This window comes from Serratia sp. CY47280, from assembly GCF_052168655.1.
GTDB classification, from domain to species: domain Bacteria; phylum Pseudomonadota; class Gammaproteobacteria; order Enterobacterales; family Enterobacteriaceae; genus Serratia; species Serratia bockelmannii.
In genome coordinates this window covers 207,386-233,665 of the sequence record NZ_JBJNMG010000004.1, presented here as the reverse complement: position 1 = coordinate 233,665, position 26,280 = coordinate 207,386, and the positions used below count along the sequence as shown (strand labels likewise).

Sequence of the window (26,280 nt, the reverse complement as noted above, 5' to 3'; positions counted from 1 at the left end):
ATCAGGCAAAGAAGCTCAGGATGGTATTGATTACCGTACGCTGATTGACATCAGACATATTGTAGAACAGCGGCAAGCGCACCAGACGCGCACTTTCCTGCGTGGTGTAACGATCTTCGCCGGCAAAGCGGCCAAACTGTTCGCCGGCCGGGCAGTCATGCAGCGGGATATAGTGGAACACGGCCATGATTTCGGCTTCCTTCAGGTAGTCGATAAAGGCCGTGCGCTCTTCGATATCACGCAGCTTGATATAGAACATGTGCGCGTTATGCACGCAGTCGGCTGGGATGCTCGGCAGTTCGATGCGGCCGGCCTTTGCCAACGACAGGAAGCTGTCGTAGTACTTCTGCCACAGTGCCAAACGGCGCTGGTTGATGCGTTCCGCCACTTCCAGCTGGCCCCACAGGTAAGCGGCCTGCAGGTCAGACATCAAATAGCTGGAACCGATGTCGCGCCAGGTATATTTATCGACCTGGCCACGGAAGAACTGGCTGCGGTTGGTGCCTTTCTCGCGGATGACTTCCGCCCGATCGATCAGGGCCGGATCGTTCACCAGCGTCGCGCCGCCTTCGCCGCCGGCGGTGTAGTTTTTGGTTTCATGGAAGCTGAAGCAGCCGATATGGCCAATGGTGCCCAATGCCTTGCCTTTGTAGGTCGACATCACACCCTGCGCGGCGTCTTCCACCACGAACAGGTTATATTTCTTCGCCAGCGCCATGATGGTATCCATCTCGCAGGCAACGCCGGCATAGTGCACTGGCACAATCGCGCGGGTTTTATCGGTGATCGCCGCTTCGATTTTGGTTTCGTCGATGTTCATGGTGTCCGGACGCAGGTCGACGAACACCACTTTGGCACCGCGCAGCACAAAGGCGTTGGCGGTTGAAACGAAGGTAAAGCTCGGCATGATCACTTCGTCACCCGGCTGAATATCCAGCAGGATGGCGGCCATTTCCAACGACGCGGTGCAGGAAGGCGTCAACAACACTTTCGCGCTGCCGAAACGCTGTTCCATCCACTGCTGGCAGCGACGGGTAAAGCCGCCGTCGCCGCACAATTTGCCGCTGCCCATGGCAGCCTGCATATATTCCAGTTCAGTGCCAACAACCGGTGGAGCGTTAAATGGAATCATGTCTACCTCTGTATAACCAGTACGCGGTGCTTTCAATCACGGCACCCTGTCGTTGATAGAGTCGTAATGCGGCGATATTGCCTGTCTGGGTCGCGACCCGCAGGCGCTGCATTCCTTGCCGCCGACATTCGGCCAGCGCCGCAGTCATCAGCCGAGTGCCAATGCCCCGGCCTGATACGCCGGGGAAAGCCGCCAGCAGGCCGATACGCATTTCCTGGCCGCCAATGTCACGCAGGCTGACAAATCCCTCTGGCCGCCCCTGTTCGTCCAGCGCCAACAGGCACTGATGATCGAAGGTGCCCAGAACGGCCTTTTCGATCCACAAAGCATAAAACCGGCCGCTGTCATCAGGTTGATACCAGGGGGTACGAAAGCGGCTGACGGTGAACGCCTGAGCCGCCGCGGTGCGCAATGCCGGGATATCGGCTTCTGCCGCCAGGCGGGACGTCTGGGCGACGAAACCCGGTTCAACCACGTGATCATGCTCAAGAGCCAGAACCAGATCGACCTCGCCCTCAACCAGGCGAAATCCCAAATCAGCCAGACCGTCCGCCAACGCAAGGTGCTGAGCGGGGACTTTGGCCTGCACCAAGGCATAAGCCGCCAGATCGGCTTCGGCAAGCGCCGGAGCCGAGGAGGAGAAGCTGAGTTTCGCGCTGTCTAGCGCGAAAAACTCGCTTTCCCACGCCAAAGGCTCAATAGTGGCGTGGACGCACATGCAGCAGATCCAACAGGTACTTACCGTAACCGGTTTTCGACAAGGCGTTGGCGGCACGTTTGAGTCCCTTGTCATCCAGCCAACCGTTGCGCCAGGCAATTTCCTCTAGACAGGCGATTTTAAAGCCCTGGCGTTTTTCTACCGTCTGCACGAAGCTGCTGGCTTCCAGCAGACTGTCGTGAGTCCCGGTGTCCAACCAGGCGAAACCGCGTCCCAACAGCTCGACGGTCAGTTCACCGCGCTCCAGATACATCTGGTTGATGCTGGTGATTTCCAGCTCGCCGCGCTCAGAAGGCTTCACCTGCTTGGCAAACTCCACCACTTGGCTATCGTAGAAGTACAGACCGGTCACCGCCCAATCGGATTTCGGTTTCTTCGGTTTCTCTTCGATCGACAGCGCACGGAAGTTGCCGTCAAACTCCACGACGCCAAAGCGTTCAGGATCCATGACCTGATAACCGAACACGGTGGCCCCTTCGGTGCGGGCCGCGACGGTTTTTAATTTCGGGCTGAAAGATTGGCCGAAGAAGATGTTATCGCCCAACACCAGGCAGCAAGAATCGCCGTTGATAAACTCCTCGCCGATCAGAAACGCCTGCGCCAGACCTTCAGGCTTAGGCTGCGCAGCGTAGCTGAGATTGACGCCGAACTGTTCGCCGTTACCCAACAAACGTTCGAAGGACGGCAGATCTTCCGGGGTCGAGATGATCAAAATGTCGCGGATCCCCGCCAGCATCAGTACCGACATCGGGTAATAGATCATCGGCTTGTCATAAATCGGCAGCAGTTGCTTGGACACGCCACGAGTGATCGGATGCAGACGCGTACCGGAACCGCCAGCCAGAATAATACCTTTCATACTTACTCCAAAAACCGCCGCGCCGCCGCAGAGCGACGCGGCGTTAAATTAATCTGACAACCCTAAACGCTCGCCGGCATAAGAGCCGTCTTGCACCCGGCGCCACCAGGTTTCGTTAGCCAGGTACCAGGCTACCGTCTTGCGAATGCCGCTTTCGAAGGTTTCCTGCGGCCGCCAGCCCAACTCACGATCGATTTTGCCAGCGTCGATGGCATAACGCATGTCGTGGCCCGGGCGATCCTTCACGTAAATGATGAGATCGCGGTAGTTCGCCACGCCTTCTGGTTTGTTTGGCGCCAGTTCCTCCAGCAGATCGCAAATGGTCTGTACCACTTCGATATTCTTGCGCTCGTTGTGGCCACCAATATTGTAAGTTTCGCCCACCACGCCTTCGGTCACGACCTGATAGAGCGCACGCGCGTGATCCTCGACATACAACCAGTCACGCACCTGCGCGCCGTTGCCGTATACCGGCAGCGGTTTGCCGGCTACCGCATTCAGGATCACCAACGGAATTAACTTCTCCGGGAAGTGATAAGGACCGTAGTTATTCGAACAGTTAGTCACGAGGGTCGGCAAACCGTAGGTGCGTAACCAGGCACGCACCAGATGATCGCTCGACGCCTTGGAGGCGGAATACGGACTGCTCGGCGCATAGGGCGTGGTTTCGGTGAACAGATCGTCGGTGCCGTGCAGGTCGCCGTACACTTCGTCGGTGGAGATATGATGGAAACGGAAAGCCAGCTTCTTCTCCGCCGCCAACGGCTGCCAGTAATGGCGCGCCGCTTCCAGCATCGTGTAAGTGCCAACCACGTTAGTTTCGATAAAGGCCGCCGGGCCGTCGATAGAACGATCGACGTGGCTTTCCGCCGCCAGGTGCATCACTACATCCGGTTGATACTGGGCAAATACCCGATCCAACCCGGCGCGATCGCAGATGTCGACCTGCTCAAAAGCATAGCGCTCGCTCTCGGCCACCACCGCCAGCGACTCGAGGTTACCGGCATAAGTCAGCTTATCCACCACCACCACGCTGTCGCCGGTGGCCTCGATGATGTGCCGCACAACTGCGGAGCCAATGAAACCGGCACCACCGGTAACTAAAATACGTTTCAACGCCATACTCCTTTGGTATCAACAACCCATGTTTGTTTTACATCTTCCGGCCGGATGGCCCTGAACTGTTGGTGATCGACCAACATCACGATCACATCGGCCTGCTGCAACGCCTCGGCAATCGGCGTCAACGTCACATGGCCCGCCAGCGACTTCGGCAACTGTTCGACGTTCGGTTCCACCGCCAGCGTTTCGCCGACGTGCCATTCGGCGATCAGGTGCGCCACCTCTACCGCCGGGCTTTCACGCAAATCGTCGATATTCGGCTTGAAGGCCAGGCCGAAACAGGCAATTTTCACCTCGGACGCGCGCTTGTCGGTGGCGGCCAGGCAATCGGCCACCGCCGCTTTCACACGGTCGACCACCCACAGCGGTTTGCCGTCGTTCACCAGGCGTGCGGTGTGGATCAGGCGCGCCTGCTGCGGATTCTGCGCCACGATAAACCACGGATCGACGGCAATGCAGTGACCGCCGACGCCCGGCCCCGGCTGCAGAATATTCACCCGCGGATGGCGGTTTGCCAGGCGGATAAGCTCCCAGACGTTAATCCCCTGCTCGGCGCAAATCAGCGACAGTTCGTTGGCAAAGGCGATATTCACGTCGCGGAAGCTGTTTTCCGTCAGCTTACACATCTCGGCGGTGCGCGAATTGGTGATCACGCATTCGCCCTCGAGGAAAATCTTGTACAGCGCGCTGGCGCGCGCCGAGCACTTCGGCGTCATGCCGCCGATCACGCGGTCGTTTTGAATCAGCTCCACCATCACCTGCCCCGGCAACACGCGCTCCGGGCAGTAGGCGATATTCACGTCCGCCGCTTCACCCGCGTGCTGCGGGAAGCTGAGATCGCTGCGCGCCTGCGCCAGCCATTCTGCCATTTGTTCGGTGGCGCCCACCGGCGAGGTGGACTCCAGGATCACCAGATCGCCTTTTTTCAGCACCGGCGCCAGCGATTTCGCCGCCGCTTCGACATAGGCCAGATCCGGCTCGTGATCGCCTTTGAACGGGGTAGGCACTGCGATCAGGAACGCATCGGCCGCCCGTGGTTTGGTCACCGCCTGCAGGAACCCGCCGTCGACGGCGTCCTTGACCACTTTATCCAGATCCGGCTCGACGATGTGGATCGCGCCGCGGTTAATGGTATCTACCGCATGTTGGTTAACATCTACACCCACCACTTTTTTCTTGCGGGAGGCAAACGCCGCCGCCGTTGGCAAGCCGATATAACCCAGGCCGATAACCGAAATAGTGTCAAAACTCATAGTTTCACCTGATGATTCTTTAAAGCTTCGAGGATACGCTGACAGGCATGCCCGTCACCGTACGGGTTGTGCGCCCGACTCATCGCGTGATATTCGCTTTCGTCCGTCAACAGCCGGGTCACCGCTTCAACAATTTTGGCCACATCGGTGCCGACCAGACGCACCGTGCCCGCATCTACCGCCTCCGGGCGTTCGGTGGTGTCGCGCATCACCAGCACCGGTTTGCCTAACGATGGCGCCTCTTCCTGAATGCCGCCGGAATCGGTCAGGATCATGTAAGCCTGGGTCATCAAATAGACAAACGGCAGATAATCCTGCGGTTCGATCAGCATGACGTTGTCGATGCCTTTCAAAATGCGATTCACCGGCTCACTGACGTTTGGATTGAGATGCACCGGATACACCACCTGCACTTCCGGGTGATTGCTGGCGATCTCCGCCAGCGCGCTGCAAATCCGCTCAAAGCCGCCGCCAAAGCTTTCGCGGCGATGGCCGGTGACCAAGATCAGTTTCTTGTCGGCGTCGAGGAACGGGTAACGCTGTGCCAGGCCCGCGCGCAGCGCAGCATCACTCATCACGCGGTCGCGCACCCAGAACAGCGCGTCGATTACCGTATTGCCGGTCACGAAAATGCGGTTGTCCGGCAGCAGCTCGCGCAACAGATTCTGGCGCGAGTTCTCGGTTGGCGCGAAATGGTACATCGCCAGATGGCCGGTCAGTTTGCGGTTGGCCTCTTCCGGCCAGGGAGAATACAGATTGCCGGTACGCAGCCCGGCCTCGACATGCCCAACGGGGATGCGTTGATAGAACGCCGCCAGGCTGGTCGCCAGCGTGGTGGTGGTATCGCCGTGCACCAGCACCACGTCCGGTTTGAAGTCTTCCAGCACCCCTTTCAACCCTTCCAGGATGCGACAGGTGATTTCCGTTAGCCCCTGGCCGGGTTTCATGATGTTCAGGTCGTAATCCGGCGTGATCTCAAACAACCGCAATACCTGATCCAACATCTCACGATGCTGTGCCGTTACGCAGACTCTTGCGTCAAAGGCCTCATCCTGGGCCAGTGCATGTACCAGCGGCGCCATTTTAATGGCTTCAGGTCTGGTGCCGAAAACAGTCAACACTTTCACAGCGAATCTCTTTTGGTCGGTTAATCGCAGGCACCGCCTGCGAATGGGGAGCTCACGCGCCCTGCATCAGATTATTATATTATTTTTTAACTACGCGGCCGACGCGCCAAGGCAACACCCGCGCCAACCAAAGCGCCCATCGCGCCCCACAGAATCAGCCAGAATACCCGGCGTGGGCTGTCACGTTTTACCGGCTCTTCCGGCGTGCGCAAATAACGATAGGTCTGGAACTTCTCATCCAACGTCGGGCCAACGTTCAGCGTCGCCAGCATCGCGCGGTTCTGATCGTAATCCAGATCGTAGGTCGGGCCGGAGGCCTGCAGGCCTTCCAGACGTGCCTGCAGCATTGGCCGGCCCAGCAGGAACAGATCAGAATCCGGCAGTTGCTCGGCCGGAGTGTCGGTTTGCGTGCGGCTAATCCCCTGGCTTTCAGCGATTTTCAGCGCCTGCTGCGTGGTATTCAGCTCGCGCTTGTAAACCGACTCTGCCACCGCTTCCTGACGCTTGACCTGCGCCTTCATCGAGGTGGTGCGAGCGGCCCATGCCCCTTGGATCTCTTCGTTCAGGTGCAGAGCAGCACGGTGGCTGGCGAAAGCCACGTATTGACGCAGCAGGCGGTTGGCGTCCGCGGCGGTTTCCGCCGTCAGCTTCACGCCGTCGTTCGGGACTTTTTTGTCGTCACGCGGCGTGAACAGGATGTTGTTGATCAGCTCGTCGAGCAGCGCCGCATCGGCGCGGGCATCCCCTTCCTGACGTTGCTTGTAATAATCACTCTGCAGCCAGAAATCGCGACGCGTATCGTAAGCCGCCAGTTGCATGATGAACTCATTGTACGCTTCATCCGCGATGCTCGGCTGATCGCCCGCCGCCGCCGGCAACGTGCGCACATCCAGATTGCGCAGGAACTGTTGCTGGGAGTAGTAACCGCCCAGCGCATTCACTGTGGGTTTGTCGGTGATTGCGGTCGCGCTCCATTCTTGCTTAACCAGATAAGAGACGATCAGCGCGACCGCCGCGAACAGCACCGCAATGCCGATTATCCACGGTTTGCCGCGCCACAGGGTGCAGCACAGGCCGCGGATATCGAGTTCGTTATCCACCGCCGGGGTATGCTTGTCAGACGTTGTTTCTGGATTCATCACAGCCAAAAAGCCTCTGGTCTCTGGTTAAGGTACTTGCTTGTTATCGCCCGAACGCCGCAGCCGGCGCTTGATACGCTTAATGTACCGCGCAACCCGCCAGGCGCGCTTGATGCAGTAACCGTACAGGAAAAATGCAAGCAAGAATAATGCCAACATAACCCACTCAGGGATAAAAGTCAGGCGTTCGCCGATCACGCCCACCGCCGCCAGCAATGCGGCCGCCAGGGTGATCAATACGAAAGCCTGCCGTGGCGTAAAGCCGGCGCGCATGATCAGGTGGTGAATATGTTGACGATCGGGAGAGAAGGGGCTCATCCCCTTGCGTAAACGACGATACATGATTGCTATCATGTCCATCAGCGGAATAGCGATGATCCACAGCGCAGTCACCGGGTTAATCGAGTGTGCCTTGCCCTGCGAGCTTTGCAACAGCAGCCAAATGGCGGTAAAGCCGATCAGGGTACTGCCGGCATCCCCCATGAACACCTTATAACGGCGGCCGAGGATGCCGAGGTTGAGCAAAATATAGGGAACGATGGTGGCGATCATCGCAAAGCACCAGAACGCCATCTCATGGTGACCGCTCAGGTACAGCAACAGACCCAGCGCGCCGAAGGAAACGCATGACAGCCCACCCAGCAGGCCATCAATGCCATCGACCATGTTGAAGGCGTTGATCGCCGCCCATACCGCGAACAGCGTCACCAAATAGCCGAACGGCCCCAGCAACATCTCCCAGTCGCCCAGCACATGGCCGAAGCTGCGCAGATACAGACCGGCGAACACCATCATGGCGATGCCGACCAACGCCTGCACCAGGGCGCGGATCTTAACGCTGATGTCAAAACGATCGTCGAGCGCGCCCACAAACACCAGAATGCCGGCGCAGGTGAGGTAAAGCTTGGCGTGCGCGATAGGCTGTTCGGAGATCCAAAATGCGAAGCACAATCCGGCATAAACGGAAATACCGCCGACCAGAGGAATCAGCCCCTGATGGCGTTTGCGATAATTGGGTTTATCTACCAGACCAATACGTTTTGCCGCCTTGCGGGCAACAAAGAGAAAAGCCAAAGAAAACAGGAAAACAAATAGAATTTCAGTACTCATAGTGAGTAAGTTCACAGTTAACAGATCTCTGTAGAAGATAAGGCAGCTTACCACGGGCAATAGCTTGTGCCATCGGCCCCCGCCACCTTTCGGTCATTTCCTATGACAACGGTGATTCATGCCTATTTTCTTCGCATCGGCTGACAAAACGACAGCAGCAAAGCCGACCGACGCAACGCCGACCGACAAACAAGATGAATTCTCAATAAGTCGAGGAAACAACTTACTTTTCCATTACTGCTACTTATCGTATCTGCCAAAAGCGAAAAACGCCACGACTAGGCGTGGCGTTCAGCGAATTTTTTAACGAATTATGAGCGTTTCATCATATCGAAGAATTCATCGTTGGTTTTAGTCATCGCCAACTTATTAATGAGGAACTCCATCGCGTCAATCTCACCCATCGGGTGAATGATTTTGCGCAGGATCCACATTTTTTGCAGCTCTTCGGAGGTGGTGAGCAGCTCTTCTTTACGGGTACCGGAGCGGTTGTAATCGATCGCCGGGAATACGCGTTTCTCGGCGATTTTACGCGCCAAGTGCAATTCCATGTTGCCGGTACCTTTAAATTCTTCGTAGATCACTTCGTCCATCTTAGAACCGGTATCAACCAGCGCGGTCGCGATGATGGTCAGGCTGCCGCCCTCTTCCACGTTACGTGCCGCACCGAAGAAACGCTTCGGACGATGCAGGGCGTTGGCGTCCACACCACCGGTCAGCACCTTACCGGAAGCCGGTACCACAGTGTTGTAGGCACGCGCCAGACGGGTGATAGAGTCAAGCAGAATGATCACGTCTTTCTTGTGCTCAACCAGGCGTTTGGCCTTCTCGATTACCATTTCGGCCACTTGCACGTGGCGCGAAGCCGGTTCGTCGAAGGTCGATGCGATCACTTCACCTTTCACCAGGCGCTGCATCTCGGTCACTTCTTCCGGACGTTCGTCGATCAGCAGCACCATCAGCACGCAGTCTGGGTGGTTGTAAGCGATACTCTGCGCAATGTTCTGCAGCAGCATGGTTTTACCGGCTTTCGGCGGTGCCACGATCAGGCCACGCTGGCCGCGGCCAATCGGTGCCGCCAGGTCCAGTACGCGCGCCGTCAGGTCTTCGGTCGAGCCGTTGCCGCGCTCCATCCGCAGACGGGAATTGGCGTGCAGCGGCGTCAAGTTCTCGAACAGGATCTTGCTGCGGGCGTTTTCCGGCTTGTCGTAGTTGACTTCGTTGACTTTCAACAGGGCAAAATAGCGCTCGCCTTCTTTTGGCGGACGAATCTTACCGGAAATGGTGTCACCTGTGCGGAGGTTGAAGCGGCGGATTTGGCTAGGGGATACATAGATGTCGTCGGGACCGGCGAGGTAGGAACTGTCTCCAGAGCGGAGGAAACCGAATCCATCCTGCAATATCTCGAGCACGCCGTCGCCGAAGATATCTTCTCCGCTTTTCGCATGTTGCTTCAGAATGGAGAAGATAATGTCCTGCTTGCGCATGCGGGCAAGGTTTTCCAGCCCCATATTTTCGCCGAGAGTAATCAGCTCAGAAACCGGCGTATTCTTTAATTCGGTAAGATTCATAGTGGTGGGTTCTTAAACTCGGGGTATGTCTCGAACTTGTATCGTGAATGGTATGGCAGCGAGATGCGTGCCTGTTTACTGGACGTTCGATCACCGGGCGCAGAGCCGTCGCGGTAAGAAATGGCTTACATCGGGCGCACGCATTGACGGTTGAAGATCGAAGGTACCTTAAAAATGATTTTTGCAAAACCGTTTGATTGCCAAAACACGGGCTGAGTTCAGTTTACTTTCAACGCCAGTGGTTCGACACAGAGTATAGCTTTAGATTCAAACTCTTTAGATTTAAAACTTCGGGCAAGTTCTATATGCAGTGTGGTTAAACTTAACACGCTTCTTGGCAGGCGTCTAGCGGTGAATTGAACATCACCGCCAGGCGCCTGATACTGGGCTTCCCGCCCGATTACAGATTCGCGTTCAGGAAATCTTTGAGCTGACCTTTGGACAACGCGCCAACCTTGGTCGCGGCCACTTCACCGTTCTTGAACAGTAACAGCGTAGGGATACCACGGATACCGTACTTAGGCGCGGTAGCCGGGTTCTGATCGATATTCAGCTTGGTGATGGTCAGTTTGCCTTCGAACTCTTCGGCAATCTCATCCAGAATCGGAGCAATCATCTTGCACGGCCCACACCATTCAGCCCAGAAATCGACCAGGATCGGCCCTTCCGCATTCAGCACATCGGCTTCGAAGCTGCTGTCAGTCAGGTGAATAATTTTATCGCTCATGTTCTACTCCACAGGATTATGTCTACCTTGTTGGTGTAGCATTAACCAACTCAAGGTGATTTTATTGCACCGCGTTTATTTCAACGGATGTGCTTTCGTAAAGCAATAGTTAGCTGATATTCTACCACACTATGAGCAAAACACACTTGACCGAACAGAAGTTTTCCGACTTCGCCCTGCACCCGTTAGTCCTTGAAGCCCTTGAGAAAAAAGGGTTTCACAATTGCACGCCTATCCAGGCGTTAGCATTGCCGCTCACGCTCTCCGGGCGTGACGTTGCAGGTCAGGCGCAAACCGGTACCGGAAAGACGCTGGCGTTTTTGGCGTCTACTTTTCACTATTTGCTGACTCACCCGGCGAAACAGGATCGCCAGACCAATCAGCCGCGCGCCTTGATCATGGCGCCTACGCGTGAACTGGCGGTGCAAATCCACTCCGATGCTGAAGCGCTCTCCCAGAGCACCGGCCTCAAACTGGGCCTGGCCTACGGCGGCGACGGCTACGACAAACAGCTGAAAGTGCTGGAAAGCGGCGTGGACATTCTGATTGGCACCACCGGCCGTTTAATCGATTACACCAAGCAGAACTATGTCGATCTCGGCGCGATGCAGGTTGTCGTGCTGGATGAAGCCGATCGCATGTACGATCTTGGCTTTATCAAAGACATCCGTTGGCTGTTCCGCCGTATGCCTACGGCCGATCAACGCCTGAACATGCTGTTCTCCGCTACCCTGTCCTATCGCGTACGCGAATTGGCCTTTGAGCAGATGAACAACGCCGAATATGTTGAAGTGGAACCGGAACAGAAAACCGGCCACCGCATTAAAGAAGAGCTGTTCTACCCGTCCAACGAAGAAAAAATGCGTCTGCTGCAGACGCTGATCGAAGAAGAGTGGCCGGATCGCGCCATCATCTTCGCCAACACCAAGCACCGCTGCGAAGACATCTGGGGCCATCTGGCCGCCGACGGTCACCGCGTCGGCCTGCTGACCGGTGACGTGGCGCAGAAAAAACGCCTGCGCATCCTCGACGATTTCACCAAGGGCAACCTGGATATCCTGGTCGCCACCGACGTCGCCGCGCGCGGTCTGCACATTCCCGCCGTCACGCACGTCTTCAACTACGATCTGCCTGACGACTGCGAAGACTACGTGCACCGCATCGGCCGTACCGGCCGAGCAGGCGCCAGCGGCCACTCCATCAGCCTGGCGTGTGAAGAGTACGCGCTCAACCTGCCGGCGATCGAGACCTATATCGACCACAGCATTCCGGTGAGCAAGTACAACAGCGATGCGCTGCTGACCGATCTGCCGGCGCCGAAGCGCCTGTCGCGTCCGCGCGGCGGCAACGGCCCACGTCGCAACTCCGCGCCTCGTCGCGGCGGCGCGCCGCGCAGCAACCGTAAACGCCCGAGCTGATCGCCATGCTCAGCTCCAGCACGCTTTATGCTGCCATCGACCTCGGCTCCAACAGCTTCCACATGTTGGTGGTGCGCGAGGTGGCCGGCAGCATTCAGACTCTGGCGCGGATCAAGCGCAAGGTGCGCCTGGCGGCCGGGCTGGATCAGCACAATCACCTGTCGCATGAGGCCATGCAGCGCGGCTGGCAGTGTCTGCGGCTGTTCTCTGAACGCCTGCAGGACATTCCGCGCGAGCAGATCCGCGTCGTCGCCACCGCCACGCTGCGCCTGGCGTCCAACGCCGATGAGTTCCTGCAGGTCGCCGAGCAAATCCTCGGCTGCCCGGTGCAGGTGATCAGCGGCGAAGAAGAGGCACGGCTGATTTATCACGGCGTCGCGCACACCACCGGCGGGCCGGATCAGCGGCTGGTCGTCGACATCGGCGGCGGCAGCACCGAACTGGTCACCGGCACCGGCGCACAGGCATCGCAGCTGTATAGCCTGTCGATGGGCTGCGTTACCTGGCTGGAGCGCTACTTCAGCGACCGCAACCTCGGGCAAGAAAACTTCGAGCGCGCCGAACAGGCCGCGCGCGAAATGGTGCGGCCGATCGCACCGCAGCTGCGCCAGCAAGGTTGGCAGATCTGCGTCGGCGCTTCCGGCACCGTGCAAGCGCTGCAGGAGATCATGGTGGCGCAAGGCATGGATGAACGCATCACCCTGCCCAAGCTGCGCCAGTTGAAACAGCGTGCCATTCAGTGCGGCAAGCTGGAAGAGCTGGAGATCGAAGGGTTGACGCTGGAGCGCGCGCTGGTCTTCCCGAGCGGCCTGTCCATTCTGCTGGCCATTTTCCAGGAGCTCGGCATCGAGAGCATGATGCTGGCCGGCGGAGCGCTGCGTGAAGGCCTGGTTTACGGCATGCTGCATCTGCCGGTGGAGCAGGATATTCGCATCCGCACCATCCGCAACCTGCAGCGCCGTTACCTGATCGATACCGAGCAGGCCGAACGCGTGAGCCAGCTCGCCGCCAATTTCTCGCAGCAGGTCGCCAACGAATGGCAGTTGGACGCACGATGTCGCGAGCTATTGCACAGCGCCAGCCTGATCCACGAACTCGGCCTCAGCGTCGATTTCAAGCAGGCGCCGCAACACGCCGCCTACCTGATCCGCCATCTGGACTTACCCGGCTTTACCCCGGCGCAGAAAAAACTGCTGGCCACCCTGCTGCAAAACCAGAGCAACCCTCTCGACCTGTCGCTGTTGAACCAGCAAAACGCCCTGCCGCCGCGCACCGCGCAGCGTCTGTGCCGCATTTTGCGCCTGGCGATCATCTTCGCCAGCCGCCGCCGCGACGACACGCTGCCGGCGGTGCGTTTACGCGCCAATCAGGACGATGAACTGACGGTGATTTTGCCGCCGGGGTGGCTGGAACAGCATCCGCTGCGCGCCGAGGCGCTGGAGCAGGAAAGCCACTGGCAGAGCTACGTCCACTGGACGCTGCGGTTGGAAGAACAACGTTGAAATGACCAGGGCGCGATGAGCGCCCTGTCTTTTTAATTCCCGCCTTTGGCCTTGGCCAGCTGGGCGCGGATATTGGCCAGATGGCTCTGCCCTTTCTGCATCCGCTCCTGCGGGCTCACCACTTTGCGCTCGGTTTCCCACGCCAAATCGTCCTGCGGCAACTCCAGCAGGAAGCGGCTCGGCTCCGGCCGCACCAGCTCACCGTACTGACGGCGCTCGCGGCACAGGGTGAAGATCAGCTCTTTTTGCGCGCGGGTGATCCCCACATAGGCCAGACGCCGCTCTTCGTCGACATTGTCTTCGTCAATGCTGCTCTGGTGCGGCAGCAGGCCCTCTTCCATGCCCACCAGGAACACGTAAGGGAACTCCAGCCCCTTGGAGGCGTGCAGCGTCATCAGCTGTACCTGATCCAGTTCTTCTTCGCTTTCGCCGCGCTCCATCATGTCGCGCAGGGTGAAGCGCGTCACCACCTGGGTCAGCGTCATCGGCTCGTCCAAATCGTTGCCTTCCAGCATCTCCGTCATCCAACCGAACAGCGTGTTGACGTTCTTCATCCGCATTTCGGCGGCCTTCGGGCTAGTCGAGGTTTCAAACAGCCAGCTTTCATAATCCACGCCGCGGATCAGATCGCGCACCGCCGCCACCGGCTCACGCTCCGCCTGTTGGGCGATGCCGCCCAGCCAATGGGTGAAGCGCTGCAACGATTCCAGCCCGCGCCCGGTCAAGTGCTGGCTCAGCCCCAGATCGAAACTGGCGTGGAATAAACTCTTGTTGCGCTGGTTGGCCCATTCGCCGAGCTTCTGCAGCGTCGCCGGGCCGATCTCGCGCTTGGGGGTATTGACGATGCGCAGGAAGGCGCTGTCGTCCTCCGGGTTGGTCAGCACGCGCAGGTAGGCCAGCAGATCCTTGATCTCGGGGCGCGAGAAGAACGAGGTGCCGCCGGAAATCTTGTACGGAATGCGGTTCTGCATCAGCATCTTTTCAAACACCCGCGACTGGTGGTTGCCGCGGTACAGGATCGCATAGTCGCCGTAGTTGGTCTTTTTCACGAAGTGGTGGGCGATCAGCTCCCCCACCACCCGCTCGGCTTCGTGCTCCTCGTTGTTGGCAGTCACCACTTTCAGCTCTTCGCCATACCCCAGCTCGGAAAACAGCCGTTTTTCAAACACGTGCGGGTTATTGGCGATCAGGATATTGGCCGCCTTCAGAATGCGCTCGCTGGAACGGTAGTTTTGCTCCAGTTTGATCACCTGCAGCGCCGGGAAATCCTCCTTCAGCAGCACCAGGTTCTGCGGCCGCGCGCCGCGCCAGGAGTAGATCGACTGGTCATCGTCACCCACCACGGTAAAGCGCGCGCGGTTGCCCACTAACAGCTTCACCAGCTCGTACTGGCTGGTGTTGGTATCCTGGTATTCATCCACCAACAGGTAGCGGATGCGCTGCTGCCAGCGTTCGCGCACCTCTTCGTTGCGTTGCAACAGCAGCGTTGGCAACAGGATCAGGTCGTCGAAGTCCAGCACGTTGCACGCCCGCATATGGGCGTGGTACAGGCCGTAGCAGTGGGCGAACAGCTTGTCGCGCTCCGAGCGCGCCAGCTCCGCCGCCCGCTGGGGATCGATCAGGTCGTTTTTCCAGTTGGAGATGGTCGAAATCAGCTGCGCCACCAGCGTTTTATCGCTTTCCAGCCACTTTTCGGTCAGCTCTTTCAACAGCGCCAGCTGATCCTGGTCGTCGAACAGCGAGAAGTTGGATTTCATCCCCAACGCCACGTATTCCCGCTTGATGATCTCCAGCCCCAGGGTATGGAAGGTGGAAATCATCAGCCCGCGCGCCTCTTTGCGCCCCAGGGTTTGCGACACGCGCTCTTTCATCTCGCGCGCGGCCTTGTTGGTAAAGGTCACGGCGGCGATGTGCCGCGCCTGGTAGCCGCAGTGGTGGATCAGGTGGGCTATCTTGTTGGTGATAACGCGCGTCTTGCCGGAACCGGCACCGGCCAACACCAGGCAGGGCCCGGTAACGAATTCGACGGCTTGTTGTTGGCTGGGGTTTAATCGCATGGTGCTGGCTTGCTCGGCTGTAAAACGTGGAAGGGAATTGTAGCAGAAAGCGCCGACGAGATTTAGCGGGTATAATCAGCGCAATTTTCGCATCGACAAAGGCAATACCATGGCAAAAACGGCGTGCGCCCTGCACATTCTGGTAGACAATGAAAAGCTGGCCAACGAGCTGCTGGCCAAGCTGAAGCGCGGCGTCAGCTTCGACACGCTGGCGCGCAAATACTCGAGCTGCCCGTCAAAACGTAACGGCGGCTCGCTGGGCGAGTTCAACAAAGGCGCGATGGTGCCGGCGTTCGATAAAGCGGTGTTCAGCATCCCGCTGCTCAAACCTTACGGCCCGGTCAAAACCCAGTTCGGTTACCACATCATCAAGGTGCTGTACCGCAACTGAGGGGGCCTGAGCCCCCTGCGGCGAATTACTGCGCGCTGGCGTCCGTCGCCGGCGCTGCCACCGCGGCGTCGGCCGGCTTGGCTTCTTCCGTCACCACCGCCGGCGCCGGCATCATGATGCCGTCATAGGTTTCCTGCAGCTGCTTCATGCTCATTTCCGGCTCGCCCTTCGGCTGCATCAGCACTAGCGTCGCCTCCTGAGAAAGCTGCAGCTTCAGCGCCTGATTCAGCGTCTCCAGCGTCAGGCTGGACAGGAACTCCTGGCGCAGCTTCTGATACAGCTCCGGCGCGATATCCACCACCCCGCTCTGTTGCGAGCGCAGACGCTGGCTCATCAGCACATCGGTGTCGGTGCGGGCGTAGGTCGCGAACAGCTTGCTCAGCTGATCGTTTTTCTGCGCCAGCAACGCATCGAATTCTTCTTTCGACAGGCCGTTGTCACGCACGTTGGCCAGCTCGCGGGCAATAAAGCCCAGGCTGCCGTTCAGATTGTTGTTCGGCGTATCCAGATGAATGGCGCACTGCCCTCGTTGATACTGCACGCGGCAGTCAAAGCCCAGATGCAGGCTCTTCTGTTCGCTTTTTTCCAGCGTCTGCTGGAGATGCCAGAACAGCGCCTCGCGGGCGAGATCGCCACGCCAGTAACGAAGCAGGCTCTGCGAATCGCGAATCGGGTGCCACGGCGAATCCCACATGATCGACAGCGTATCCTGTTTCACCTGCTCGCTGATCAGGCTCACCGGCTGCTGCGGCAGCGGTGTCAGCGTCGGCATCGGGGCCGGGGTTTCACGTTTGCCTTGCAGCGGCGAGAACGCCTTGTTGATCTGCTCGCCCAGGCTGCGGCTGTCAACCTTGCCGACCACGAACAGCGTCATGGCATCCGGGGTATACCACTGTTGGTAGAATTTCTTCAGCTGCTCGAGGTTGACCGGCCGTTTTGCCGGCTGCGCCGGATCGTGCGCCAGCAGCGTCGAGCCTTTCAGGCGGTAACGCCACCAGACGTCTTGGGTATTAGGCGGGAAAGTGCCGACCGGATTGATGCTGGAATTCATCACCGCATGCACCGTATGCTCGTCGATCGCCAATTTGCCGGTGGTATCTGCCAGCCAGGCCAGCGCTTCTTTCAGCAGGTCGGGCCGGTTGTTCGGCAGACTGAGGTTATACATGGTGAAATCATACGAGATGATAGCCGGCGGCAGCGGCCGCTCGTTGTCCACGCTCTGCTGCCACAGGGCGCGCAGCTGCGGGGCCGTGAAGCTTTCGCTACGCGCCAACGCCAGCCGCGGCAGCAGATGGGCAAAGCCGGTCTGCTGAGAAGACTCCACCAAAGAGCCGGTATTGACGATCAGCCGCAGTTCAACGCGGTCACTCGGCCGCTGCGGCGTATCGAGAATCTGCCATGAAAACCCGTTGGCCAACGCCCCCTGCTGCCAGGCAGGGTCGGGTTGTAGTGCTTCAGCCTGCACGCTGCTACTGGCTGCAGCCAATAGCAACCCACCAACTATAAGATGAATTCTGGTGCCCTGCATGTGAACCCCTACTTAATGACTATCCAATTTCTTATGCAAATGCGTGTATTCCATTCAATGGAATCATAAAAATACGCCCTGAGTTTCACGGTGGGGCGGAAAGCAGAAAGTGTACCACCGTGTTAGACCGCGCGCCTTTGCGGATGTCACTCATTAGAGTGAAAAATAATGGATTGCGGGGTTTTTAATGCAAAAAATCGTTACGAGGCAGAGGAAGAACCTCACCGGCCGCGGATGCGGCCGGTGATTTACCGCCGATATCAGGCGGAAGGCAGCGTTTTGTCCGCGCCGGAGTTTTTGTTGTTCAGCGTGTCTTTCAGCTGTTTTTCATCCAGCTGGTTACACCATTTTGCCACCACCACGGTCGCCACCCCGTTGCCCACCAAGTTGGTCAACGCACGGGCTTCCGACATGAAGCGGTCGATGCCGAGGATCAGCGCCAGGCCGGCCAGCGGCAGGTGGCCGACGGCGGAGATGGTGGCGGCCAACACGATAAAGCCGCTGCCGGTGACACCCGCCGCCCCTTTGGAGGAAAGCAGCAGCACCACCAGCAGGGTAATCTGATGCATGATGTCCATGTGGGTATTGGTCGCCTGCGCGATAAACACCGCGGCCATGGTCAGGTAGATAGAGGTGCCGTCCAGGTTGAAGGAGTACCCGGTCGGAATAACCAGACCCACCACTGATTTCTTGCAGCCCAGCTTCTCCATTTTATCCAGCATGCGCGGCAGCGCGGATTCGGACGACGAGGTCCCCAGCACGATCAGCAGCTCTTCTTTGATGTAGTTGACGAATTTGAAGATGCTGAAGCCGTTGGCGCGGGCGATGCTGCCCAGCACCACCACCACGAACAGGATGCAGGTGATATAGAAGCACACGATCAGTTGGCCGAGTTGCACCAGGGTGCCGACACCGTATTTACCGATGGTAAACGCCATAGCGCCGAAGGCCCCCAGCGGCGCCAGGCGCATGATCATGTTGATGATGCCGAAAATCACCCGCGAGAAGCTGTCGATCACGTTGTAGATCAGCTGCCCTTTGTCGCCCAGACGATGCAGGGCGAAGCCGAACAGTACCGCGAACAGCAGCACCTGAAGAATGTTGCCGCTGGCGAACGCGCCGATCACGCTGCCGGGGATGATGTCCAGCAGGAACGGAATGATGCCCTGCTGCTGTGCCTGCTCGGCGTAGACCGCCACCGCCTTGGCGTCCAGCGTGCCGGGATCGACGTTCATGCCGGCGCCCGGTTGCACCAGGTTGACGATCACCAGACCGATAATCAGCGCGATGGTGCTGACGATTTCAAAATACAGCAGCGCGATGGCGCCGGTGCGCCCCACCGCCTTCATGCTTTCCATGCCGGCGATGCCGGTCACCACGGTGCAGAAGATCACCGGTGCGATGATCATCTTGATCAGTTTGACGAAGCCATCGCCCAGAGGTTTCATCTCGGCGCCGAGGTCAGGGTAGAAATGGCCAAGCAGGATACCCAGCGTGATCGCCGTCAGTACCTGAAAATAGAGGCTCTTAAAGATCGTTGTTTTCATATGAACATCCTATGGGGGGAAGACACGCACCAGGCAGCAGTCTAAAAATCCAGCCTGTTCATTGCTTGCGCGGAAAATAACACCCACTTAACAACATGGAAATAATTTGTTGCACCCGCCCTTGCGGGTTGATGTGAATTTAAGAGCTGAAACGCGTCAGTCGAGGTGCAAAGCTGAAAATTGCGTAAGCCTTTGTTTGCACTAACGCAAAAGAGGTATATGAAGAATGGCGATTTTCGGACGGGGAAAAGTACCTGAAAGGTCACGCGGCGCTCACGGCGCCGCGCGGCAAAACTCGGCTTCGAACGCTTCGCGCGGCAGCGGCCGGGCGAACAGGAATCCTTGCCCGCTGCGAATGCCGTGCTGCAGCAGCCAGTCGCGCTGCCCGGCGTTTTCCACGCCTTCGGCCATCACCGGTAACGCCAGCACTTCGGAGATCGAACTGACGATACGCGCCATCGCATCGTCGGCCGGCAGCCCCTGAATGAAGCTGCGGTCGATTTTGATCAAATCGATCGGCAGGGATTTCAACCGGTTCAGGTACTCCAGGCTGGAGTAGCCCATGCCGAAGTCATCTAGCGCGATAGACAATCCCAGATCGTGCAGCTCACGCAGCAGCGCCAGCGCGTGGTCGAGATCGTCGATGCGTACCGTCTCGGTGATCTCCAGCAGCAGCTTGCGCGGATCGATCCGATACTGCGCCAGCAGGTTTTTCAGATGCGGAACAAACGCCTCATGTTGCATCTGAATACCGGAAACGTTGACCGCCAGCGGCAGCGCAATGCCGCGTTGCTGCCAGTCCGCCAGGATGCGGCAGGACTCTTCCAACACCCAGTTGCCGAGAGGCACGATCACACCCAGCTCTTCCGCCAGCGGGATAACGTCGGCCGGCAGGGTATAGCTGCCGTCATACTGCTGCCAACGCAGCAGCGCTTCGGCGCCGATCACCTCGTTGGACTGCATGTCGATCTGCGGCTGCAGGAACAGCGTGAAATGCCGCTGCTCGATGCCGTGCAAGATCTCGCTCTCCTGGGTCAACCGCTTCTGCGTGCGTTCCGTCAGGCTGGGCTCGAAGAACAGGATTTGATTTTTTCCTTCGCGGTGCGCGGACATCATCGCCGAGGTGGCGCTGCGCAGCAGCTGTTCCGCACTCTCCCCCTGATTGAGGTAGTGCGCGATGCCGATACTGGCGTTGGGCCGCAGCGCCAAACCTTCCAGCATCAACGGCGCGTTGATCTCCGCCATGATACGCCGCGCCAGCTGCATGGCGTGGAACGGCCGCTCGATGCCCTTGGCCAGAATGGCGAATTCGGTATTGCTCAGCTGTGCCAGCACGCCGTTTTCGTCGATGCAGCCGCGCAGCTTCTTCGCCAACGCCAGCAGCAACGCTTCACGCATCGCCGGGCTCATCACGCCAGACGCTTCATGCAGCGTCTCGATGCCGATCACCAACAGGTTAAAACGCTCGGGGCGCAGGCTGGAGGCGATATGCTGTTCCAGCAACGCGTTCAGCAACGCCGGATTTGGCAATTCGGTCACCGGGTGGCGGGTGCTCAGGCGGCTCATGTCGGCATGCGCCTTGGCCAACGTCTGTTGATTGCGGTTGTAGTTGCGCACCAGCAGGCCGAGCTCGTCGTCCTGGTGCAGCGCCGGCAGCATCAGTTGGTGATAGGGCGCTTCGTCCTGCGAGATGTTCTCCAGCTCTTTGGCCATCGCGCGCAGCGGGTGCACCATCAACCGGTTCATGCACCAGGTGATGGCCACCGACAGGATCAGCGCCAGCAGCAGGTAGGTCGACAGCATGGTCGACAAAATGCTGAGGATAAACTGGTACATGCGGAACGAATCGGCCTGCAGCACCAGATAGGCCAGCGGCTGCTGGTTGGCCGGCACCCGTTCCAGCGAATAGAGCGGCACGGAAATTTGGATAGGCAGTTCAAACAGCCGGGCGATCAGCGTCGGCACCGGCCGCTCCGGCGGGAAATTGGCGTGCAGCGCCTGAAACTCGTTCGGCAAGACGATATCCGCCCGACTAAGAATGCCGACCGGCAACAGGGTGTTCAGCACCCTTTTGGCTTCCGGCACGTCCATCCGCAGCACCGCTTCCGCCAGCGGCTGGCGCACGGAGTGAGCGATATTCTCCAGTTGCTGGGCGTAGTCATCCCTGCGCTGCTGCACAAAGTGGAATAACTGGATCACGATAAAGATGCAGATCGTGACCAGCGCCACGCCGGACACTGTCGCCATCTGCTTAATCGTTAACGAACGCCTGACCCGCAAACCTGCTCTCCGTGAAATCGGGCTAAAACAAAAAGGGGGCTGACTCTCACCCGCCCCCTCGAACCGGGCTGAGTATACTCGATCATCGGCTGTTTTTATCTGGCTATGCCGCAGGCAAAACCAAGAAAATCGCGGGTTTCAGTCTTTTCCTAAAGCGAACAAACACGACCCGGACACAGGGTAACAAAACTCCCCGGCGTCCGACACTCCGAATCTTTCCTCTTCCGACTACTTAAAGTCGGCGTAAGGCGTCAACGGCTGCGGCGGCAAATCGAGATCCCCCTGCCAGCCGGCCAGGGAATAGCGCAGATAAATCAACGCGTGGCTCGGCGTATAGTCCTTCGCCTGTTGAATGTCGATGCCGGCGCCGAGCGTCCAGTGCGAACTGAGACGGCGTTCGACGATTGCCCGCAGGGTATAACCGACGCCGCTTGAGGAGCTGCCGTCCTCGACGGCGAACTTATCGGGCAACGAATCCGGGATCAGCCCCTGCAGTGGATAACGGCGCTGGCTGTCGGTTTTGGAATGGGACAGCGAAACCGAACCGCCCAGCTCCCACGACCAGTTCTCGGTGCGCTGACGGTAGTTGACCGGCAGCGACAGAGACAGATATTGCTGCGGGCTGTAATAGCCGCCCTGCCCCAGCGAATAACCACTCAAATCCTTCTGGTAATGCCACAGCATGGTATTGAGCCCGACGCTCAGGCGGCGATTGTCTTCGTTGATCAGCTTGTAGTAGTAACCGACCATCAACCGCTGCCGCTGGTTGTCCGCCACATTCTTGCCGGTAATCTGGTGCGCGCTGAGATCGGCCCACACGCCGTTCGCCTCGCCGCGATCGTAGCTGGCGCTCAGGCTGACGCCGGTGGCGCGCACGCCACCCCAGGTGGTACCGGTGTTCGGATCTTTGGCACCGCCGAACGCCAGCAGCGAGCTGGAGATCGGCCGCCGCGAGGCCGCCAGCGTCCAGCCGATGTGGTTCCAGTCGCCGCTGTAGGCCAGGCCGCCGGTCCAGTCGACCACCTCAAAGCCCATCGGCGTCGTGCCGATATCGGCGGCCCAGCGATCGTTTTTCCAGCCGGCCGCCACGCTGGTGCCGGTGGTTTTCTGGTGTTCATCGCCGCGGCACCCTTGCGTGTTGCAAGTGCCGAAGGTCTCGTAATAGTGGCCGCTGCCGTCGGTCGAGAAGCGGCCGGCATCCAGCTGCACGGTGTCGGTGCGCAAGAAGGCGCGCCCGTCATACAGCGGCATGTCCACCTGCAGCATGGTGTCGTGCGCATTGAAATCGGAAATGCCGCCGGTGCCGCTCGAGCGCCAGTAATCGTGATCGAGTGTGACGTTCACGTCCTGCTGTCGATACAGATCCGCGGCGTCGGAGCGGATGCCGCGTTTCAGCCAGTCGTCGCCCGCGTTATTGCGCGTCAAATAAGTGTAGCTGTCATTATCCTGCGGCAGCGTCGGCGTGATGCCGCCGGCCACCATCGCCTGCCGGAAATCCTGCTGCGCCCGCTCAGGCTGTTGCTGAGCCCGCTCCAGACGGGCGGCGTCACGGTAGATCAGCGCCTTGGTCTGCCCGACGGGTTCTGAAGCCGCCGCCGTTTTCAGCCGGCCGAAGAGCGCGTCGGCCTGCTGCGCATCGCCGACCGCACTCCAGGCGTTGGCAACCCGCCGTTGGCTGTTGAGCGAAGCGTCTTGCGGCTGCGGTTCGGTTTTCAGCCGCTGGCGCGCCGCGTCCAGATCCCCTTGCGCCACATAGGCTTCGATCTCGCCCAGCTGCGCATCCGGGTTGTTCGGTTCACGGCGTTTCACCCGCTGATAGTCGTCCAGCGCCGCCGCATACTCCCCGCGCGCCAGCGCCCAGTCGGCGAGCAGCAAATCGATGCGGGTGTCCGCCGGCTGCCGACGCAGATAGGCTTCCGCCGCCGGTTCGTCACCGGCCGCCCGTAGCCGTTCAGCCTGTTCGATTATCGCCTGCATTTTCAGCCGCTGCGCCAGTTCGCGCATGTTGTCGTTCCATTGCGCCGCAGGCAGCGTATTGAGCTGCGCCAGCGCCTGCCGGTCGCGATCGCTGCCGGAAAGATAGAGCGCATAGGCGTAGGTCAGCTGCGGGTTGGCGTGCTGACGCTGCGCCAGCTGCCGGAACAGAGCGTCCGCCTGCTGCGGCTGCCCGGCCTGACGCAGCGCCTGCGCGTAGCGATAGGTCAGCCAGACATCGTCGGGATCCATCGCCTGAGCGCGGCGATAGATGTCCGCCGCCTGCTGCCACTGCTGCTGCGCCGCCAGCGCCTCCGCCTGCTGTTTCAACATATCGAGCCGCAGCCCGTCGAGGGTGCTGCGCAGCTTGGCCTGTTGGCTGCGCGGCAGGCCGCTGAGGTAGGCCAGCGCGTTTTCCGGCGACTGCCGTTGATAGATATTCACCAGGCCGCGCAGCGCGCTGCCGTTGCCGGGGTCGCGCCGCAACGCCTGCTGATAAAACCCTTCCGCCGCGGCGTCATCCTTGCTCGCCACCGCCACATCGCCCAGGCCGATAAACGCATCGCCGTCGCTGTCGTCGAGCTGGCGCGCCTGCTGATATTTCTGCCGGGCCAGCGCGAGATTGCCGGCCTTGAGCGCTTTGTCGCCCTCGTCGATCGCCAGCCAGTAGCCGGTGCTCTTGATCAGGCTTTGCCATTTGCCGCTGCCGTAGCCATTCTTGTCGGCCGCCAGCGCCTGGCGAAACAGCTTCAGCGCCTGCGGGCGGTCACCGGCGCGTGAATAGGCCTGGCCGAGCGCGCCCAGCACCTCGGCGTCGTTCGGCGTCGCCGCCAACGCCTTTTGCAACGCCGGAATGGCCGCCCGGCTGCCGCCTTTATCCACCTGTGCCAGGCCGCGCACCCGCGCCTGATAAGCCGGATCGGCCAACAGTTTCTGCTGTCTGGCCAGCTCTTCACGGGCGCGGGTCGCCTGATCGCCGGTGTCGAACACGCCGAGGAAACGGTTGAGCGCCGCCACGCTTTGCGCGCTGACCGGCATCGCTTTGACCTTGTCCAGCCACAGATCGGCGGCATCGCCGCGCCCGGCCGGATCGGCGGCGATCTTCTGCAGCAGTTCATAGGCCTGCGCGTCCTGATTCTGACTGAACAGCATACGCGCCAGCGACATGCGCAGCGCCACGTTGCCGGAATATTGCTGGTCCAGCGCCTGCAACTGCTTTAACGCCTTCGCCTCCTGCCCCGGCAAACGCGCCACCAGCCGCCAATACTCCACCGCCAGATCGAGCGTCGGCGGCTCGCCGTGGAACAGCGCATCGTACTGCGCCTTGGCCTCCGGCAGCCGGCCGGCGGTCGCCATCAGGCGGGCCTGCTGCAGCTTTTGCCGGGTTTCCGGCTGGGTCAGCAGCATGTTCATTTGCGCCTGGCGATAGGCGCTGGACTGCGGCGCGAGAGTTTTCAGCTTGTCCAACTGCTGTTGCGCCAGCGCCATGTTGCCCTGCCGCAGCGCCAAACGCATACGCGCGGCGATCACGTCCGGGTTATTCGGATCCATCAGCTCGAGCCGGTACAGCGACTGGCGCACCAGATCGTCCTTGTTGCCGGCCTCGCCAATGCGCACCTGCTCCAGCAGCCACTGCTCCGGGGCCACGGCCTCCGCGGCGCGCGCCTGCGGCAGCATCGCCAGGCTCAGCGGAATCAAATTCAGCCAGTTTATTTTGAAGTTGTGCATTGGCCGTCCCACGAGGGTTGCAATTCACCCTGACGATTAAAGCGATAACGTTGTTGATCCCACCCCTGACCGAACAGCGTCAGCGAGGCGCTGAAATAAGCGTCGTCACCCGGCGGATGTTCGCTGATGCGTTGCCGCTGTGTCGCCAGCGCCTCGGCCTGCGTCGCCAACATCGGCAGCATTGAGGCGGAAAAGCCGACCGGGCCGTCACCGGTGGTTTTGCCGCTGGCGGTATCGGTTTTCTCCGGCGGCACACCCTGTTTGGCGGTGAGCTGCGCCATCGGCTGGAAGCGTGCGAGCAGCGCCGCCTTATGCTCATCGTCGTCCGCCAGCATGCCGGCCCACAGATAGACCCGAATCGCGTCGTAGCTGCCGACGTTCGGCTTGACGGTATCCGGCTGCCAGCCGGTGCCGACTCGCCACACCACCCAGTCCGGTGAGAAGCCGTGCGGCGCGCTGTCCAGCCACAGCCGCTGATTGACCTGGCGCATCGCGCGCCACGGGCCGTTCAGCGCCGCAAAACGCGCCAGCAGCTGCGGCGGCAGGTAGCTGGGGTTCAGCCGCCAGCGATCTTCCGCCACAAACCCGACTTTGCCCGGCAGCAACATCAGGCCCAGGCCGGGGATGTCGGCCACTTCCTCGCGGCCGATGCGTTGCAGCAGCAGCGTTCCCAGGGTTTGATAACGCCGGCTTTTCCACAGGCGGCCGGCTTCGAGCAGGTTATAAGCGATCCACAGATCGGCATCTGACGCCGAGTTGGCGTCCAGCACCTTCCACTGCTTGTCGTCGCTCTCGCCCCACAGCCAGGCGGGCAAACGGGCGCTGAGATCGCCCGCCGCCAGGTTGTTCTCCGTCCAGGCCAACAGCCGATCGAAGGTCGGCCGGTCGTTGGCCACCAGAGCGAAGAACAGGCCGTAACTCTGTCCCTCGGAGGTGGTGATCTTGTTCGGACTGCTCGGATCGATCACCCGCCCCTGCGGGCTGATGTAGAATTGCTTGTACTGTTGCCAGCCCGGCCACTCGCAGACCGCCGCCGCGCTGAACGCACACAGCAGCAGCATGCCGAGCGACAGGCGTTGCAGCATCGCGCTCACCGC

The 26,280-nt window shown here is 59.7% G+C and carries 19 protein-coding genes; 3 read left to right on the top strand and 16 right to left on the bottom strand.

Features of this window, described 5'->3' with window-relative positions; translation table 11 throughout:
* Window position 1 precedes the first annotated feature (1 nt).
* From rffA to trxA, 10 genes are all read right to left on the bottom strand, one after another.
* Window positions 2-1,132: a dTDP-4-amino-4,6-dideoxygalactose transaminase gene (gene rffA, locus ACJ8J4_RS17985; protein WP_049203642.1), complete on the bottom strand. Its 1,131-nt coding sequence runs from the start codon at window positions 1,130-1,132 to the stop codon at window positions 2-4.
* Window positions 1,119-1,850: a dTDP-4-amino-4,6-dideoxy-D-galactose acyltransferase gene (rffC, locus tag ACJ8J4_RS17980; protein WP_043142245.1), complete on the bottom strand. Its 732-nt coding sequence runs from the start codon at window positions 1,848-1,850 to the stop codon at window positions 1,119-1,121. The genes rffA and rffC overlap by 14 nt, the downstream gene beginning before the upstream one ends.
* Window positions 1,828-2,709: a glucose-1-phosphate thymidylyltransferase RfbA gene (gene rfbA, locus ACJ8J4_RS17975; RefSeq protein ID WP_043142249.1), complete on the bottom strand. Its 882-nt coding sequence runs from the start codon at window positions 2,707-2,709 to the stop codon at window positions 1,828-1,830. The genes rffC and rfbA overlap by 23 nt, the downstream gene beginning before the upstream one ends.
* A 48-nt stretch (window positions 2,710-2,757) precedes the next feature.
* Window positions 2,758-3,831: a dTDP-glucose 4,6-dehydratase gene (rffG, locus tag ACJ8J4_RS17970; RefSeq protein ID WP_187181939.1), complete on the bottom strand. Its 1,074-nt coding sequence runs from the start codon at window positions 3,829-3,831 to the stop codon at window positions 2,758-2,760.
* Window positions 3,822-5,084 carry a UDP-N-acetyl-D-mannosamine dehydrogenase gene (gene wecC, locus ACJ8J4_RS17965; protein ID WP_043142251.1) on the bottom strand — a complete coding sequence of 421 codons (1,263 nt, stop codon included), beginning with the start codon at window positions 5,082-5,084 and terminating at the stop codon, window positions 3,822-3,824. The genes rffG and wecC overlap by 10 nt, the downstream gene beginning before the upstream one ends.
* Window positions 5,081-6,211, bottom strand: coding sequence for a non-hydrolyzing UDP-N-acetylglucosamine 2-epimerase (gene wecB / locus ACJ8J4_RS17960; RefSeq protein ID WP_043142254.1), 1,131 nt, complete (start codon window positions 6,209-6,211; stop codon window positions 5,081-5,083). Before wecB ends, wecC begins: the two co-directional genes overlap by 4 nt.
* Before the next feature lie 86 nt (window positions 6,212-6,297).
* Window positions 6,298-7,350: an ECA polysaccharide chain length modulation protein gene (wzzE, locus tag ACJ8J4_RS17955; RefSeq protein WP_043142257.1), complete on the bottom strand. Its 1,053-nt coding sequence runs from the start codon at window positions 7,348-7,350 to the stop codon at window positions 6,298-6,300.
* 27 nt (window positions 7,351-7,377) lie between these two features.
* Window positions 7,378-8,475 carry a UDP-N-acetylglucosamine--undecaprenyl-phosphate N-acetylglucosaminephosphotransferase gene (wecA, locus tag ACJ8J4_RS17950; protein ID WP_025304855.1) on the bottom strand — a complete coding sequence of 366 codons (1,098 nt, stop codon included), beginning with the start codon at window positions 8,473-8,475 and terminating at the stop codon, window positions 7,378-7,380.
* Between the two features lie 296 nt (window positions 8,476-8,771).
* A complete protein-coding gene (gene rho, locus ACJ8J4_RS17945; RefSeq protein ID WP_004934188.1) occupies window positions 8,772-10,031 on the bottom strand; it encodes a transcription termination factor Rho in 1,260 nt (419 codons plus the stop codon).
* A 400-nt stretch (window positions 10,032-10,431) separates the two neighbouring features.
* Window positions 10,432-10,758: a thioredoxin TrxA gene (trxA, locus tag ACJ8J4_RS17940; RefSeq protein ID WP_025304854.1), complete on the bottom strand. Its 327-nt coding sequence runs from the start codon at window positions 10,756-10,758 to the stop codon at window positions 10,432-10,434.
* 131 nt (window positions 10,759-10,889) lie between these two features.
* Here trxA and rhlB point away from each other — a divergent pair, with 131 nt between their 5' ends.
* Together rhlB and ppx are read left to right on the top strand one after the other, a co-directional pair.
* The gene (gene rhlB, locus ACJ8J4_RS17935) at window positions 10,890-12,176 is read left to right on the top strand and encodes an ATP-dependent RNA helicase RhlB (protein ID WP_025304853.1); all 1,287 of its coding nucleotides are present in this window, start codon (window positions 10,890-10,892) and stop codon (window positions 12,174-12,176) included.
* Window positions 12,177-12,181: 5 nt separating this feature from the next.
* Complete coding sequence (gene ppx, locus ACJ8J4_RS17930) at window positions 12,182-13,678, top strand: exopolyphosphatase (RefSeq protein WP_043142260.1); 1,497 nt, start codon at window positions 12,182-12,184, stop codon at window positions 13,676-13,678.
* A 32-nt stretch (window positions 13,679-13,710) separates the two neighbouring features.
* Here the strand turns inward: ppx and rep are convergent, their stop codons facing one another.
* The gene (rep, locus tag ACJ8J4_RS17925) at window positions 13,711-15,735 is read right to left on the bottom strand and encodes a DNA helicase Rep (protein WP_043142264.1); all 2,025 of its coding nucleotides are present in this window, start codon (window positions 15,733-15,735) and stop codon (window positions 13,711-13,713) included.
* A 109-nt stretch (window positions 15,736-15,844) separates the two neighbouring features.
* On the opposite strand from rep, the gene ppiC reads away from it, so the two are divergent.
* Window positions 15,845-16,126, top strand: coding sequence for a peptidylprolyl isomerase PpiC (gene ppiC / locus ACJ8J4_RS17920; protein ID WP_004934175.1), 282 nt, complete (start codon window positions 15,845-15,847; stop codon window positions 16,124-16,126).
* 25 nt (window positions 16,127-16,151) lie between these two features.
* Here ppiC and ACJ8J4_RS17915 read toward each other — a convergent pair whose 3' ends face one another.
* The 5 genes from ACJ8J4_RS17915 to bcsZ all read right to left on the bottom strand — a co-directional run bounded on the left by ACJ8J4_RS17915 (window position 16,152) and on the right by bcsZ (window position 26,277).
* A complete protein-coding gene (locus tag ACJ8J4_RS17915; protein WP_025304850.1) occupies window positions 16,152-17,654 on the bottom strand; it encodes a M16 family metallopeptidase in 1,503 nt (500 codons plus the stop codon).
* Window positions 17,655-17,914: 260 nt separating this feature from the next.
* Window positions 17,915-19,201 carry a dicarboxylate/amino acid:cation symporter gene (locus tag ACJ8J4_RS17910; RefSeq protein ID WP_089196399.1) on the bottom strand — a complete coding sequence of 429 codons (1,287 nt, stop codon included), beginning with the start codon at window positions 19,199-19,201 and terminating at the stop codon, window positions 17,915-17,917.
* A 273-nt stretch (window positions 19,202-19,474) separates the two neighbouring features.
* Complete coding sequence (hmsP, locus tag ACJ8J4_RS17905) at window positions 19,475-21,481, bottom strand: biofilm formation regulator HmsP (protein ID WP_264383772.1); 2,007 nt, start codon at window positions 21,479-21,481, stop codon at window positions 19,475-19,477.
* Window positions 21,482-21,709: 228 nt separating this feature from the next.
* Entirely contained in the window at window positions 21,710-25,183 is a 3,474-nt protein-coding gene (gene bcsC, locus ACJ8J4_RS17900) for a cellulose synthase complex outer membrane protein BcsC (RefSeq protein ID WP_197836286.1), read from the bottom strand.
* Window positions 25,165-26,277: a cellulose synthase complex periplasmic endoglucanase BcsZ gene (gene bcsZ / locus ACJ8J4_RS17895; protein WP_043142331.1), complete on the bottom strand. Its 1,113-nt coding sequence runs from the start codon at window positions 26,275-26,277 to the stop codon at window positions 25,165-25,167. The genes bcsC and bcsZ overlap by 19 nt, the downstream gene beginning before the upstream one ends.
* Between the last annotated feature and the right edge of the window lie 3 nt (window positions 26,278-26,280).